At 58.5% G+C, this 13,897-nt stretch carries 15 protein-coding genes; 4 read left to right on the top strand and 11 right to left on the bottom strand.

Features of this window, described 5'->3' with window-relative positions; translation table 11 throughout:
• Window positions 1-59: 59 nt before the first annotated feature.
• Genes HUU60_06220 through metX form a run of 5 tightly spaced genes read right to left on the bottom strand, consistent with a single transcriptional unit; the run spans window position 60 to window position 4,877 of the window.
• Window positions 60-935 (bottom strand): MBL fold metallo-hydrolase, encoded by an 876-nt coding sequence (locus HUU60_06220; protein ID NUL82303.1) that lies wholly within the window; start codon window positions 933-935, stop codon window positions 60-62.
• Window positions 936-938: 3 nt separating this feature from the next.
• Window positions 939-2,090 (bottom strand): rhomboid family intramembrane serine protease, encoded by a 1,152-nt coding sequence (locus tag HUU60_06225; GenBank protein NUL82304.1) that lies wholly within the window; start codon window positions 2,088-2,090, stop codon window positions 939-941.
• A gap of 12 nt (window positions 2,091-2,102) precedes the next feature.
• Window positions 2,103-2,843, bottom strand: coding sequence for a YebC/PmpR family DNA-binding transcriptional regulator (locus tag HUU60_06230; protein ID NUL82305.1), 741 nt, complete (start codon window positions 2,841-2,843; stop codon window positions 2,103-2,105).
• Window positions 2,844-2,867: 24 nt separating this feature from the next.
• A complete protein-coding gene (locus tag HUU60_06235; GenBank protein ID NUL82306.1) occupies window positions 2,868-3,803 on the bottom strand; it encodes a hypothetical protein in 936 nt (311 codons plus the stop codon).
• Window positions 3,804-4,877: a homoserine O-acetyltransferase gene (gene metX, locus HUU60_06240; GenBank protein NUL82307.1), complete on the bottom strand. Its 1,074-nt coding sequence runs from the start codon at window positions 4,875-4,877 to the stop codon at window positions 3,804-3,806.
• A gap of 72 nt (window positions 4,878-4,949) precedes the next feature.
• On the opposite strand from metX, the gene HUU60_06245 reads away from it, so the two are divergent.
• Window positions 4,950-5,924 (top strand): xanthine dehydrogenase family protein subunit M, encoded by a 975-nt coding sequence (locus HUU60_06245; GenBank protein ID NUL82308.1) that lies wholly within the window; start codon window positions 4,950-4,952, stop codon window positions 5,922-5,924.
• Here HUU60_06245 and HUU60_06250 read toward each other — a convergent pair.
• Together HUU60_06250 and HUU60_06255 are read right to left on the bottom strand one after the other, a co-directional pair.
• The gene (locus tag HUU60_06250) at window positions 5,921-6,169 is read right to left on the bottom strand and encodes a PD40 domain-containing protein (GenBank protein NUL82309.1); all 249 of its coding nucleotides are present in this window, start codon (window positions 6,167-6,169) and stop codon (window positions 5,921-5,923) included. The genes HUU60_06245 and HUU60_06250 overlap by 4 nt on opposite strands.
• A 304-nt stretch (window positions 6,170-6,473) precedes the next feature.
• The gene (locus HUU60_06255) at window positions 6,474-7,208 is read right to left on the bottom strand and encodes a DNA alkylation repair protein (protein NUL82310.1); all 735 of its coding nucleotides are present in this window, start codon (window positions 7,206-7,208) and stop codon (window positions 6,474-6,476) included.
• 36 nt (window positions 7,209-7,244) lie between these two features.
• On the opposite strand from HUU60_06255, the gene carA reads away from it, so the two are divergent.
• Window positions 7,245-8,360: a glutamine-hydrolyzing carbamoyl-phosphate synthase small subunit gene (gene carA / locus HUU60_06260; GenBank protein NUL82311.1), complete on the top strand. Its 1,116-nt coding sequence runs from the start codon at window positions 7,245-7,247 to the stop codon at window positions 8,358-8,360.
• A gap of 113 nt (window positions 8,361-8,473) precedes the next feature.
• Window positions 8,474-10,090, top strand: coding sequence for a glycosyltransferase family 39 protein (locus tag HUU60_06265; GenBank protein ID NUL82312.1), 1,617 nt, complete (start codon window positions 8,474-8,476; stop codon window positions 10,088-10,090).
• On the opposite strand, the gene HUU60_06270 is transcribed toward HUU60_06265, so the two are convergent.
• The 3 genes from HUU60_06270 to HUU60_06280 all read right to left on the bottom strand — a co-directional run bounded on the left by HUU60_06270 (window position 10,087) and on the right by HUU60_06280 (window position 12,799).
• Window positions 10,087-10,890, bottom strand: a complete 804-nt coding sequence (locus HUU60_06270; GenBank protein ID NUL82313.1) for an S-methyl-5'-thioadenosine phosphorylase — start codon at window positions 10,888-10,890, stop codon at window positions 10,087-10,089. The two genes, HUU60_06265 and HUU60_06270, sit on opposite strands and share 4 nt — an antisense overlap.
• Window positions 10,877-11,575 (bottom strand): ribonuclease III, encoded by a 699-nt coding sequence (gene rnc / locus HUU60_06275; GenBank protein ID NUL82314.1) that lies wholly within the window; start codon window positions 11,573-11,575, stop codon window positions 10,877-10,879. Before rnc ends, HUU60_06270 begins: the two co-directional genes overlap by 14 nt.
• Before the next feature lie 78 nt (window positions 11,576-11,653).
• Window positions 11,654-12,799, bottom strand: coding sequence for a site-specific DNA-methyltransferase (locus tag HUU60_06280; protein ID NUL82315.1), 1,146 nt, complete (start codon window positions 12,797-12,799; stop codon window positions 11,654-11,656).
• Between the two features lie 53 nt (window positions 12,800-12,852).
• On the opposite strand from HUU60_06280, the gene HUU60_06285 reads away from it, so the two are divergent.
• Window positions 12,853-13,227, top strand: coding sequence for a hypothetical protein (locus HUU60_06285; protein NUL82316.1), 375 nt, complete (start codon window positions 12,853-12,855; stop codon window positions 13,225-13,227).
• Here HUU60_06285 and HUU60_06290 read toward each other — a convergent pair.
• On the bottom strand, window positions 13,190-13,888 hold the full coding sequence (locus HUU60_06290) for a cyanophycinase (protein ID NUL82317.1): 699 nt from the start codon (window positions 13,886-13,888) through the stop codon (window positions 13,190-13,192). The genes HUU60_06285 and HUU60_06290 overlap by 38 nt on opposite strands.
• Between the last annotated feature and the right edge of the window lie 9 nt (window positions 13,889-13,897).

The following is a 13,897-nucleotide window of genomic DNA, read 5'->3' on the forward strand; positions in this document are numbered from 1 at the left end:
TCCGGGCCCGCTCGATCGTTCTCCGTAAACATCAGTCTACCACAGGGATTGTACAAATGTCAACCCCCTTTTGACTTTTCTGCGAAAATTCTCAAACCGACCCTTGCCGGAGTTATGACGACTGTGCCGTCCTGGTCTGTTCGTCTGACAGGGACCTTCGCCTTTATCAGCGCTTCTATCGTCTCGCGATGCGGGTGGCCGTGGACGTTTCGGTCGCCGCAACTGATAACGGCCAGTTTAGGTCGGACTCGCCGAAGAAAAGCCGAATCGGTACCGTCTGCAGAGCCGTGATGGGCGACCTTGAGCACGTCGGCTCTTAGGTCTGCGCGAGCCAAGTAGGCTTGACGCCTCTGTTCTTCCTGCATGTCTCCGGTAAAGAGGAGCCGGACGCCTCCCAACGTAACGCGCGCGACGATGCTGTTGTTATTGGCGTCGGAAGTTGTCCCTCTCAGCAATGGATCGATGGGAGCAAGAACATCTATGCGGCCGCCATCGAACGCCGTGCTGCGGCCTTTGCGAGCGACGACGATCTTGGCGCTCGATTCTTTCATCGCTTTTTGGAACTCTTGGGCAGACGGGGTCGCGTGTTCCAGTCCATTGTGCCAAACCTCAGCAACGCGCATTGAACGAAGGATGGAGGTCAGGCCGTCGATGTGATCGCTGTGCGGGTGAGTAGCGATCATCAGATCGATGCTTGTTACTCCGTACTCATCCAGTTTGGCCATCAGTTTGTGCGCTTGGTCGCCCGGCCCGCCATCGATGACGACTGTCTCGCCCGTGGGAAATCGAACGACGGCCGCATCCCCTTGACCAACGTCCACAAAAGCAACGTACCCTCCGTCGATCGTGGGCCTTGGGGCGATGAGCCGCCATGCTCCATATATCAGCGAACCGAAGACTGCGCTGAGAAGCAGGTACCGAAACAGGCGAGCCAAGGACTATCCCTTGTTCAGTCGGAATCGCGCGGCATCGGCTTCGGGGGAGCCTTCGTGCTCCTCAACGATCTGGCGCAACACTCGGATCGATTCTTGAGTTCGTCCGAGCGGCGATCGATAGAGGTTGGCAAGCCTCAGCATCAGGCTGGCTCTACCGGGTATGGTGCGAAATGCTCGAACCATGCCGTCCATCAGCAAAGCCGCAGCCGCCGCGTCCTTCTGACCTAATGCCCACGAGACCAGTTGTTCGATCTCGGTGGGCTGGCAAGCGTCCAGAGCGCCTAACAGCATCAGACGCCGAGCGCACAGCATCGCTTCGTCGTATCGTTTGGGCGAGAGGGCCAGGCACTGTCGCAAAGAGCCTGCGTAGTTTTCCGCCGCCTCGACCTTGTTGCCAAGACAGTCCCAAGCTTCCGCATAGAGGCGCAGCGCCTCTGCGTCGGGCGGAACGCGCTTGACCAAAGGCTCCAAGCACTTGATCGCCGCGGTCGGGTATGCCTGGCGCAACTGCTCCTCAGCCTCGTGGATCAAGAGGTCGCGCTCGCCCTGAGCGCCCGCGCCCCAAAAAGCGGCGATCAGCAGTCCGGCCAGAAACCCGCTCAGGTGCGCCCAATAGCCGATCGGTCCGCCTTCAAAGTGAGAAGCGCCGATCGTTGCCCCCACAGCCTGCCAGATCGCCCATGCCAGCACCGCAAGCCAAATGGGCACCAGAGCCCCTGCGCGCGTAAACGAAACGAACCGCAGCCGGGCCCGATAGAAACGCAGGGCAAAGTAGCCGACCAGCGCCGAGATAGCGCCCGATGCGCCGACCAAGGCTTGGTCGGCCAAGTTTGGATGAAAGCCCACGCCGAGCGCATAGTGCCCGCCGACGGACGCCAAGCCCCCAATCAGATACAAGGCGAGCAGTTTTCGAGCGCCTGCAGCCGCCTCGACGTAGTGGCCGAACAGCCACAAAAAGAGCATGTTGGCCGAAAGATGCGGAAGGTGCGCATGGACGAAAAGACTAGAGAAGGCCGAATGAAGATTAGGATGGGACGGCGTGAAGCCGAGCGAGCGCAAGGTTTGCTCGGAACCTATCGTGAAGATTCCGACTGCGACGTTGACCGCAATTAGAGACAAAACTGCCCAAGGCGCGCGACGGAAGGTAGCGACCATGATTATTCAAGGTTAAGCGCTGAGCGCCTCGTCCGGCATGTCGAAATTGGCCGAAACGGACTGTACGTCGTCATGCTCTTCTAACATGTCGAGCAGGCGCAATAGTTTCTCTGCAGTGTCCCCTGAAACCTGCACGAGATTGGTCGGCGCCAGGCCCAGTTCTGCGCTCTCCATCGAGACGCCCGCGTCCTCTATGCTCTGTCTGACGGAGTAAAAAGCATCCGGACCGGTAATCACCACATAAGCGCCGTCCTCTGCTTTCACATCTTCTGCGCCCGCTTCGAGAGCGATCTCTATGACCTGTTCCTCGGTGGCGCCGTTCTGGGGGATGAGAATAGTTCCCTGCCGTTGGAATTGCCAAGAGACGCTGCCCGCATCGGCCATGTTGCCGCCGTACTTGCTAAGAAGGTGCCGAATCTCCGAAACCGTGCGATTCTTGTTGTCGGTCATGCACTGTACAATGATCGCTACGCCGCCCGGGCCATAGCCTTCGTACAGAACTTCTTCGTACTGTACGTCGGCGATTTCGCCCGTGCCCTTTTGGATGGCTCGCTTGATATTGTCCGCCGGCATCGAGGCTTCTTTGGCCTTTTGCACGGCCAATCGCAAGCGGGGATTGCTCTCTGGGATGCCGCCGCCGTCCCTTGAGGCAATGGTTATCTCGCGCGCCAGCTTGGTAAAAAGTTTGCCGCGCAGGGCGTCCTGCTTGCCCTTGCGAATACGGATGTTATGCCACTTAGAATGCCCGGCCATCGCGATTTATGATACCCGACGCCATTATTCGCCGAAGCAGTAGAGCCGCGCCGCAAGATAGGCCAATGTCGAACGGGCTGATCGGTCGAGACTAACGCCCGTCTCGGTGATCGCGTCCGCAACAGAGCCGTGTTCGGGATCGTACAGCGCTTGGTCGAGTTCGTTTTCGCCGTGAAACCAATCGAAGCAGCGCGCGGTGTGCTTTTTGGGCGATTGATAGCCGGTAGCGCGATAGTACTCCCAGCAAACCATGGCCAGCACGGCGGCCTCCGCAGTAAGTTGATCAAAATGGGCGCGAGAGCCGGCGATGTGGGGCCTTCGCTGATCGCCATAGAGCATTAAGAACCCGTGCGAAGAGGTTGTGAACTCGACTAAGAAGTCCAATGCTTCGGTCGCCGTCTCGATCCACTCAGGCTGCTCGAAGGCCACGCCCAGTCGTAAGAGCGCCTGCGGAAGGACTGTACCATATGCACAGATCGCGGCATCGAACCATCGCCACTCGGGCTGTCGGTTTTCGCGGTACAGGTTAAGAAGTTTTCGGCCTAACGCGCGTCCGAAATCGACCGAAGGTTCGTGAAGACTCCAGACGCATTGCGCAACGAGATCGTCTATCGTTTCTTGCAAGGGAAGAAGCGACTCCGCCCGTTCGATCGCGGACTGGGCGAGGTCCGATTCGGGCATGGACAGTATCAGTTCCGATAGGCCCTTTCGCCAGAAAGCGATGCCGACTTGATCGACGTCTTGACCGTTCCATCGGAGCGATACATCGGCGGCGCGCTCTGCGTCGTTGGGGCGCCCTGCGGATGCAAGAAGACTGGCGACGCTCAAACCCAAGCCCTGCTCGAAGGCTCGGTAGCCTCCCTCTGGGTCGGGCGATCCATGATGCGCCTTGGCATAGTAGCCGCCAGGACCGGCCATACGGTCCAAGTGCCGCAAGTTCAGAGGAGGAAGCGGCTTCATTCAATCGGCCTCCATGAAGGCTTTGATAGCAGGCTTGAGATGGGGTTTGACGCGCTCGACCAAGAACGAGTCGTGCCCCCAAGGCGAATCGATGCAAACGTGGTCGGCCTGTTTGCCAAGATCGGTCAGCATCCTGGCGCACGCTTCGTGCGGCTGGCTGGGAAAGAGCCAATCGGACGTGAAACTAATGAATCGCATCCGGGATCGAACGCGCTTTAGAGCCGTTTCGAGATGGCCGCCGCCAAACTCCTCGGCCAGGTCGAAAGCGTCCATCGCTTGGGTAATCCGCAGGTAGCAGTAGGGATCGAACCGATCCACGAAAGTCCGCCCCTTGTGCTCCAAGTACGATTCCACCTGAAACTCGCCTTGTTCGTTCCTCTCGCGGCCAAACTTGAGCGCGAGGGCCTCTTCGGAGAGATAAGAGACGTGCGCCAATTTTCGAGCGGTTGCCAAATCGTTGGGCAACGCCTGGCGCTGAATGTGGTTGAGGGCAATGACCATCGCGCTGGCGGCGGGCGCAGCGGCGATTACGCACGCTCGGTCGACCCAATCTGGCCAAGCAACCGCCCAGTAGAACGCGGTCATTCCGCCTGTGGACCCGCCAACAACGCCGTGAAGACGATCGATTCCCATTCGTTCAAGAACCGTGCGTTGCAGAATTGCCCAATCGCCGACGGTTATAACGGGAAAGTCGCCATCGTATCTGCGTCCAGTAGTAGGATTAATCGAGTTGGGTCCGGTAGTGCCGTAAGGACTTGCCAAAACGTTGATGCAAATCAGAAAGAAGCGATCGGTGTCGAGCGCCTTGCCCGGACCGATATAAAGATCCCACCAGCCCGGTTTGCGGTCGTCGGGCGAGTGTCTGCCTGCGGCATGAGCGCCGCCCGAAAGGGCATGACACACCAAGATCGCATTGGATCTCGCCTCGTTGAGCGCGCCATAAGTTTCGTAAGAAATTTCTACGTCCGGCAAGCGGGCGCCGCTCTGGGTAACGAACGGTTCTGCCAGCGCGATGCGCTGTGGAACGACCAGACCGATTTCGCCCTCTTCGGAGCGATGGAACGCCTCCCCCATGGCCGCCTATTATAGCAGGAGAAGTCCGGGCAAGGTCGAAACTATGGGCGGGATCGTTCCCAAGGAGCCGCCATGAACGCTTTCGAATATGTTGCGCCGACATCGATAAAGGACGCGATCGCCGCGCTAAACCCCAACGCAAAGCCGATGGGCGGCGGCATCGACCTTGTTCAAGAGATCAAGGATGAGATTATCGCGCCGGAGCGAGTGGTCAACCTGAAGACCATTCCCGGCCTGACCGAAATCCGAGCCGACAACCGGGGCGTTACTTTTGGCGCTCTTTGCACGCTCAGCGCGATCGCGAATCATGCACAGGTCAAAGCACGCTTTCCCGGCATTGCTCAAGCGGCGGCCAGCGTCGGATCGCCCCAAATACGAAACGTCGGAACGATTGGCGGCAACCTGTGCCAGCGTCCCCGCTGTTGGTACTATCGCGACCATGCGGTCAACTGTATGAAGAAGGGCGGCCCGAAGTGCTATTCCGTGGCGGGCGAGAACCAGTACCACGCGATTTTGGGCGGTGGGCCGTGCTTTATCGTGCATCCCAGCGACCTGGCGCCCGCATTGATGGCCTATGGCGCGCAGGTTACGATCGCCGGTCCCAAGGGCGAGCGCGAGATGGACTTGGCAGAGTTCTTCGTGCTGCCGTCTAAGAAAGTAACGGTCGAGAACATCCTGGCGGCCGACGAGATTGTAACCAAGGTCTTTGTGCCCGCTGGAACGGCGAACTCGGCTTACGTCAAAGTGCGAGAGCGGGAGTCGTTCGATTGGGCTTTGGCCAGCGCCGCCGTGGCGCTGACGATCAGCAACGGCGTCTGCGAATCGGCCAAGGTCGTGATGGGCGGAGTGGCACCGATCCCATGGCGAAGCCCAGAGGCCGAGGCGGCGCTGAAGGGTAAGAAAATCGACGACGCGGTCGCTTTGGCCGCTGGCGCGGCGGCAGTGAGCAAGGCCATCCCGATGACCCAGAACGCCTACAAGATGCACATCGCCAAGAACGCCGTGCGCGAAGCCGTGCTGCTGGCGGCAGGGTTGGCTGCCGGTTAGGGTTGTCCGGGATAGGGCAACATCACGACCGAAGCGCCATGGCTAACGAGTAGTTTCTTGCCGTCGGGAGAGAATGCCGCACTTGGCCCACCGTAGCCGCCCATAACAGGAATCTGTCTCACCAGGGAGCCATCATCGATGCGCCATATTGCTACGTTCGGCCCAGTTCGGAGTCCTGTCAGGTATTGTCCGTCCGGCGAGAATCCAAAGGCGGAGAGATTGGTCGGCATTGCCATGGTACTCATGGTAGACCCGTCTGAAACTCTTACAACCCTAACCGTTCGAACTGTTCCTGAACTTATGTTGCCGGCCACTAAAGCGCCATTGGGCGAAAGGACGATATTTTGAAGCTGAGAGTTCAGCACGATTCGCAAAGGGTTGCCAGTCTCAATTGCTCGCTCGACAACCCGGCTGCCACCTGTTAAGTAGGAATTGCCGCCTGGAAGAAACTGCAAGCCCCTCGCGCTTTCGCCTGACTGTGTTAGATTATAAAGCAGTCTCCCTTCTTCCAACTCTATACAATCAGCCCTCGACCAGGAAAGTTCCTGCCTACTTCCTCTTCCGCGTCGCTGCCATGATCTCGTGCCGGACGTCTTTGGGCCAGCGCTCGATCGCGTAACGGAGCGATGTGCGCGGGGTCTTTTCACCCTGCTCCAACAAGAACGCCTTTAGCCTTTCAGGATCGGTCGTGCCCGCCTCTCTCAGCATCCAGCCAACCGCCTTGTGGATGAGGTCTTCCCTATCCCATTGCAGGCGCACTGCCTGAGCATAGCCTTCGTCCAACCATCGGCCCCGGCGGACATGAGGGATCAAACCCACCACGCTGCCGCGCCTTAACCACAACACATCCGATTCGGCCCAGTCCAATACTCTCGGCAACAGGTGCGGGTACGTGCCAATCAGCGGCGCGGTCAATTGGGGCGAGATCGTATCGACCGCCCACCAGTCGGTGGAGTAGTCGCGCAGCCAGATTTCGAGGCTCTCGATCAAGTCTTCAGGAAAGCGGCGCTTGAACTTGCCCAAGCGCTCAATACCGAGCAACTTTGCCTCTACGAACGGCTCGCGCATCATCAAATCGCAGTAGTCGCGCGCCTCTTGGTATCCCCAGTCCTTCAGATGCTCTGCGCCCAAGTCCTTGGCGATCTGACGCATTTCGCTCGCGTAGAGGCCAAAAGCTCGAACGGGATGCTTCGAGTATCGCTGTGCCAGCTCGTCTCCGTTCGGTCTTCCGGCGGCTCTCAGCATCTCGATGGTCAGTTTCTTGGCTTCCTTTGGCGTCGTCATGCCCTATTATGCACTCGCTGGTATACTCCAATCGTCATGTCGGCCTATCTTGTCCTGGAAGATGGTACCGTCTTTGAAGGGCATCCATTGGGCAAGAGCGGCTCTGTCGCGGGCGAGGTCGTGTTCAATACGGGCATGACCGGCTATCAAGAGGTCTTGACCGATCCATCCTATGCGGGCCAGATCGTCGTCATGACCTATCCCCTTATCGGCAACTACGGGCTGAATCGCGACGACTTCGAATCAAGCCGAGTGCAGGTCGCGGGCTTTGTGGTGCTTGAGGATTGCGATGCGCCCTCCAATTGGCGCGCTCGCTCGGCGCTGCACGATTTTCTTGCCGAGCACGGCGTCGTCGCCTTGTCAGGCATCGATACGCGCGCTGTAACATTAAAGATCCGTGAGCACGGCGCGTTGATGGGAATGATTTCGGAGCGCCCCAACGCGATCGATGCATTACAGTCCGCGCCTCGCTACGACGATCAAGACTTTGTCTATCAGGTTACAACGTCCAAACCATACGGCTGGGGGCGATATGGGTACGAAACCGAGCCTGGGGACGGAAAGGGATACAAGGCGCGAGCGGTCGTTTTGGACTGCGGGCTGAAATGGAACATCTTGCGGCGATTGGCCGGTTTGGGCGTGCATTCGACCGTAGTACCGGCCACAATGAGCGCCGATGAAATTTTGGAGATGAATCCCGACGGCCTGTTTCTGTCGCCCGGCCCGGGAGACCCCGACCGTCTGGACGACGTTGTCAGCACGGTTCGCGATTTGATCGGCAAGCGACCCATGGCGGGAATCTGCTTGGGTCATCAGATGATCTGCAAGGCTCTGGGCGCCCAAACCTATAAGCTAAAGTTTGGGCATCGAGGCAGCAACCATCCGGTCAAGGATTTGAAAACCGGGCGCATCGCGATTACCTCGCAAAACCACGGCTATGCGGTCGATGTCGAGAGTTTGAAGGGCACGGGACTCGAACTCACCCATATCCAATTGAACGACGGCACGGTGGAGGGCGTTGAGAGCGAGGAGTTGAACCTCACCACGCTTCAATATCATCCCGAGGCCGCGCCCGGCCCATGGGACAGCCGACCGTTCTTCGAGCGGTTTGTGCAATCTATGGATAAAAGCAAGCAGGAATCCCAGGTTTAACGCATAAAGATATGCCTGCGTTGCCGTCGGACGGAGGGAGCTCGTTCCACAGGGACGCTCCGGCATCTTCCAAGGTACTGGGAGCGTCCCGCCCTCTGCGATGGGGCGCGATCTTGATTCTTATTCTAGGCGTTTTCTTAAGAATCGCTAGTCTGGGCGCCGATCCGGACTGGCGATTGGACTGGAATCCCGGGCTGCTGACCGACGAGGCGTTCTACGCGCACAACGCCCGCAACTTAGCGCTGTTTGGTCAAACCCGTTTGGACGAGTTCAACAACATGATCCTCAGCCCGATCGTTCATGGGTTGCAGGTGTTGGTCGTTAAAGCATTTGGGGTCGGCTATATACCGATTCGAGCGATTTCCGTCGCTATGTCGCTTATGGGGATCGCTCTGTTCGGTCGTCTGCTCTTCTTGATGTTTCGAAACAGCGCGATCGCCTGGTTGGGAGCGGCTTGGCTGGCGATCGATCACGCTGCGCTGCTCTTCTCCCGAACGGCGCTCTTAGAGACCCCGGTCGCTTTCTTCTGCGTTGCGTCGGCTTGGGCGTTGGCCGAGGCCGCACATCGTTCGAATCGTCCTTTGGCCGTACTTTCTGCGGTCTTGGCCGTATGCGCGATCGCGACCAAAAGCACGGCGGTCGCCTTCCTGATTGGGCTTCTAGTAGCAGCCTGGCCGATGCGCGAGATTCGCCGCCCGTTTGCCGTCGGAATGTTGAGCGCTTTGGCAGTGTGGGTCGGTCTGTGGGTTCTTCCGAACTGGGACGAGTGGGCGCACATGCAGCGCTACTACCTCGCCGTTCAGGGCCGTCCGAAAGACCTTTGGGGACAGTGGCTGGCCATTCAGCGCGGGGTGTTCGGCGAGCGGTACGGCCTGAGTTACTTTATGATGCTGCACGCGCCGATCGTTTGGGGTCTTGCGGTGTTGCTAGCGGCCGCTTTGGCCTCGGGCGGACTTTGGAACCGTTTGAGCGGGCTGGAGCGGCTCGCGGTCGTCTGGTTTTGGCTGACTTGGGCACAGATGGCGCTGATCCGCGTGTCGCCCACTCGCTACATGGCGGCGGCATGGCCCGCGCTTGTCATCTGTGCGATCGTGCTTGTTGCGCGCTGGCCAGAGGTCAGAGCGGCGCTCTCCCAGAGGACGAAACGGGCGATCTTGGCAAGGTCGCTCGGCTTTGCATGGCTCATCTACCTGCTTAGTCTGGCATTCATGCCGACCTACCAATGGCGCGCGCTGAGGTATCCGGCGCTAGAGCCGGATTTTCAGATACGTCTGCTAGCCTTTGCAGTTCTGCTTGGATGGCTGATCGCCCTCGCTGTTCCTCGGCTTCGCCTAACTTGGAGATGGACAACGCCCGCGCTATTGGCAATCGCGATATTCCTTAATGCTCGGTGGTTGACAACGTACTTTAGCGATCTTCGGTATGAAATTGCAGAAAAGGACGCGACAATCTCCTCGCGCTTACCGACGGGAAGCGTTCTCCAGGGCGTTGCGTTCGAGTCGCCCTTCCGTTACTTCTTTACGTTTAAGGGTCTTTGCAACTGGCGCCAGCCGCCCGAGGCCCTCGGCGCCACCCACCTGCTGCTGCTGGGCACGGACGAGACCGTTACCCAAAAACAATTCGATGCGCTTGAGCGCTGGGAAGAACTGGCCGACATTAGCGGCGTGGAACAGAGGCTGTTCTCCGGCGATGTCGGCCCTTATCAGTACGTCGTCTACGACGCTCCCTAAAGCGTAACGCGCGCAAAATCGAGCGCCTGGCCGCAGGGGCAGTCCCGCTCTTTGGGAATCTGCGCGATCATGCCAAAGATCACCTTTCGAATGCGCTCGGCGTTCTTGTGAAACACGTGCATGACCTCTTGGGCATTGACAGGAGAGACCTCGCCCTCGGCCACCAAACCGCTGTCGTAGTCGGTGATGAGCGAGATGTTCACCACGCACATGGCCAATTCCCTGGCCAGATAAGCCTCTGGATATTGGGTCATATTGATCACTTCCCAACCGTTAGAGGTGAACCATTTGCTTTCGGCCTTGGTCGAAAAGCGCGGGCCCTGGATGATAACGACCGTGCCCTTGTCGTGAACTTCAATGCCCTCGGTTCGCACCGCGTCGATGGCCAGGCGCCGCAAGGTCGGACAGTAGGGGTCGGCGGGCGAGACGTGATGCACGGTCGGACCGTCATAGAAAGTGTCCTTGCGCCCGGTCGTTCGATCCACATATTGATCGCAGACGACAAAATCGCCGGGCTTGACGCGCGCCTGAAGGCTGCCGGCCGCACAGGGACTGACGACGCGAGCAACGCCGAGCTCCTTCATCGCCCACAGATTGGCGCGGTAGTTGATCATGTGGGGCGGGATCGAGTGCTGACGGCTGTGTCGAGGCAAAAACGCGACGCGCCGACCCGCAATCTCGCCGATCGAGACCATGTCGCTGGGTGAGCCGTAAGGCGTGTCCACCTTGACCGTCTCGACATTCTCCAAAAACGAGTAGAATCCGGAACCTCCAAAAACGCCTATTTCAGCTTGAGCCATTTATCGTTGATCTCCTTGTTTCTAAGTTGTTCAGCGCATCCTCCGCCGCGCGCTGTTCGGCTTCCTTCTTGCTGCCGCCTTCGCCAACGCCCAGCACGTCGCCGCCCAAACGGGCCTCGACGACGAAGGTCAGCATGTGCGGGTCTCCGCGCTCATCGATCACGCGGTAAGTGGGCGCTTGCCGCCATGTCGCTTGGGTCGCCTCTTGAAGAAGCGATTTGAAGTCCTTATGAGGCAAATCGCCCGAGATCGCTTGTTCGATCGCCTCGCGCAATGTCTCCAGAACGAATTTTTGCGCCTGCGTCCAACCTCGATCCAGATAGACAGCCGCCACGACAGCCTCATAGGCGTCCCCAAGAATGGATGGTTTTTCTCTTCCGCCTGCGGCCTCTTCGGCCTCGCTGATCATCGTCAATTCGTTAAGGCGTATCGATTGGGCTGCGATGGCTAACGACGCCTGTTGCACAATACTGGCCCTTGCGCGAGAGAGATGTCCTTGGTCCCAATCCGGGCGGCGGCGATACAGTTCTTGCGAGACGACCGCGCCTAAGATCGCATCGCCCAAAAACTCCAGCCGCTCGTTCGAGAGTTCGGCGCGACCGTTGGTTTGCGAACGGTGCGTGAGCGCTAATTGGAGGAGCGACTTGTTCTTAACGGGGATTTTGCTGTGCCGCGAGAACCACACGGCGAATTATACCTTTTGGCAGGAGGGCGCGCTGGCAGGAGGCGATGCCGCCGCATCGATATTGATAATTAGTTATTATTACTCCAAATAAACCGTCGCCGTCAAGCTGCCGCTTCTTGGCTTTCTGCCGGGCGGAAACTTGAGCGCCACTCGCTTGCCCACTAGATCGCCCAACGCCTCCCGGTAGCCGTTCGCAAACCTCGGCCGCACCACCAGCCCGCTGTCCAGCCGCAGTTCCCCGTTCTCGATAACGTCTATTACGACGTAGCTTCGATCGCCCTTCCGGTCTTTCTGAGACACTCGAGAGCCAAACCTCAATGCCCTCGGATCGATCTGGGCATCCATTCCGTGCGGGTCCTTATAAAGATACGGGAGCCTCGCGAATCTTTCTTCGCGATCAAACAACGATTCGATCTTCGCAAATTGAAGATCGGGCGGCTGATCGAACAAGCCGCCGTTTAGACGCGACCCAATAACCGTCTCGCACTCCGGATTCAACTCGACCCCGATCGAGTCGTGACCCAATTCGTGCGCCGCAACGCATATCGTTCCCGACCCGACAAACGGATCCAACACGGTTTCGCCCGGGAACGCGAACATCTTTATCAGTCTCCTGGGCAGTTCTACAGGAAAGGGCGCCAGATGCGAGTTCTGCTTTTCGCCCGGAAAGCTCCAGTGTCCCGCAAAGTAGGCGTTCCAATCGTCGGTCGTCAACCTCGACTGTGCTTTTTGCGCATCGGTGGGTTTGGGCGGTTTGCCCTGCTTCTTGAACAGCAAGATGTGTTCGTAATCGATCTTAACGATCCCGTTTCGCGGATAGGGAAACGATCCCATGATCGTGGCGCCGCCCGTGGTATTCGTCGTAGTTACCTTTTGCCAGATGATCGTGCCCATGTAGTCCATTCCGATCGTCTCGCAAAAGCGTATGATCTCCGACTGAATGGACACCACCTTGTACCGGCCATAAACGACCGAGCGGGCAAATTGGTCTCCAATGTTGATGCACATCCGACAACCCGGCGCCAAGGCTCGATAGCACCCGAGCCAAACCAGGTTCAGATTGTTGATGTAATCCGCGTAGCTCTCGCCAAAGCCGATCTGGCCTTCGTGGCCATAGTCTTTCAACTGCCAATAGGGAGGGCTTGTTACGACCAAATGCACCGATTCGGGCGCGAGAAAGTCTAGATTTCGAGCGTCGCCCAAGTACACTCGGTGGCTGGTCATCAAGTGGATTCTACCTTCATCTATGGAACAACCAGGCAGGAGGTGGAGCCGCCTTGGTCGATAGCGCGCGTCTGGGCGACGCATTGCCGGAGTTTGCACAGGAGCTCTTCTGCCTGCTTCAGAATCTTGGGCGGGCCGACCTGGCCGTGCAAGCGCCCACCCTGTTGCTTTTGCGAGGATGCGACTGCAAAGACCCCTTCTGTTCGTCGTTCCACACTGCGCCGCCGACCGAAGATAAGCAGGAGATTGAATCGATCCACTTGGCCTCTGAGGCGGGCCTGGTGATTGTCGATGTGTGCAATGGCCGAATCGTCTATGTCGAGTCGCTCTACCGCCCCGATGTCAAAGCGAAAATCAGCCAAATCTTTCCGAAGTTGGAGGACGACCGGCCTAAAGACGAACCCGATCCCCTTCGTACAGCGCCTTAAGCTCTAGCCGGTCGCAACCGAGGAGGTCGCCCTTTGATCTTGCCTTCGCCAATGCCTTGACCACGATCGCCTGTCCGCCGCCCACTTCCAGCTGTCTGCCGGTTACCACTGCCCAACTTCTCTCCTCGATTCCGATGCCGGTCAGGTTGGGACGCTCGATGACGGCCGTAATCAATCGCATCAGCCGGTCTCGAGCCAGGAAATGCTGGTCGGCGATTATGCCCGGCAATAGTCCCAGCCCCTTGGAGACCGGCGCGCCGCCCTTCTTGAACGGCGCCGGCGCTGCTCCGGTCGGCATCATCTCCCCCATCAGCGAACAGCCTGCGCTGGTGCCGCCCACAACCGCGCCTTTCGCTAGCGCTTTTCTCATCGCATCCGCCACTGGGCTTTGATCCGAAAACCGTTCAAAAAAACGATTTTGGTCGCCTCCCGGCAGATAGATGCCTTTCGACTTCTCGATTAGAGCGGGTAGATTGTCGACTCCGTGCTGGACGTTTCGAGCGCCGTTTTCCTTCCAAAAGTCGACCGAACGTTTGCCGGCGGCATCGGCGTCTTCTGAAGAAAAAGCCAAGATCAAGATCAGCGCGTCGGGACCGCCTGCCAGAGAGATAAACCTCTGCATGGCTTCTGGCGGGGTCGATCCGCCTCCGATCAGCATCACAGATCCCAT

It is taken from the genome of Armatimonadota bacterium (genome assembly GCA_013359125.1).
GTDB lineage: Bacteria > Armatimonadota > Fimbriimonadia > Fimbriimonadales > GBS-DC > JABWCR01.

Coding starts and splice junctions, on each gene's coding strand:
- HUU60_06225 (NUL82304.1), bottom strand. CDS start 2,090: ATGGTCGCTACCTTCCGTCGCGCGCCTTGGGCAGTTTTGTCTCTAATT.
- HUU60_06230 (NUL82305.1), bottom strand. CDS start 2,843: ATGGCCGGGCATTCTAAGTGGCATAACATCCGTATTCGCAAGGGCAAG.
- HUU60_06235 (NUL82306.1), bottom strand. CDS start 3,803: ATGAAGCCGCTTCCTCCTCTGAACTTGCGGCACTTGGACCGTATGGCC.
- metX (NUL82307.1), bottom strand. CDS start 4,877: ATGGGGGAGGCGTTCCATCGCTCCGAAGAGGGCGAAATCGGTCTGGTC.
- HUU60_06245 (NUL82308.1), top strand. CDS start 4,950: ATGAACGCTTTCGAATATGTTGCGCCGACATCGATAAAGGACGCGATC.
- HUU60_06250 (NUL82309.1), bottom strand. CDS start 6,169: ATGAGTACCATGGCAATGCCGACCAATCTCTCCGCCTTTGGATTCTCG.
- HUU60_06255 (NUL82310.1), bottom strand. CDS start 7,208: ATGACGACGCCAAAGGAAGCCAAGAAACTGACCATCGAGATGCTGAGA.
- carA (NUL82311.1), top strand. CDS start 7,245: ATGTCGGCCTATCTTGTCCTGGAAGATGGTACCGTCTTTGAAGGGCAT.
- HUU60_06270 (NUL82313.1), bottom strand. CDS start 10,890: ATGGCTCAAGCTGAAATAGGCGTTTTTGGAGGTTCCGGATTCTACTCG.
- HUU60_06280 (NUL82315.1), bottom strand. CDS start 12,799: ATGACCAGCCACCGAGTGTACTTGGGCGACGCTCGAAATCTAGACTTT.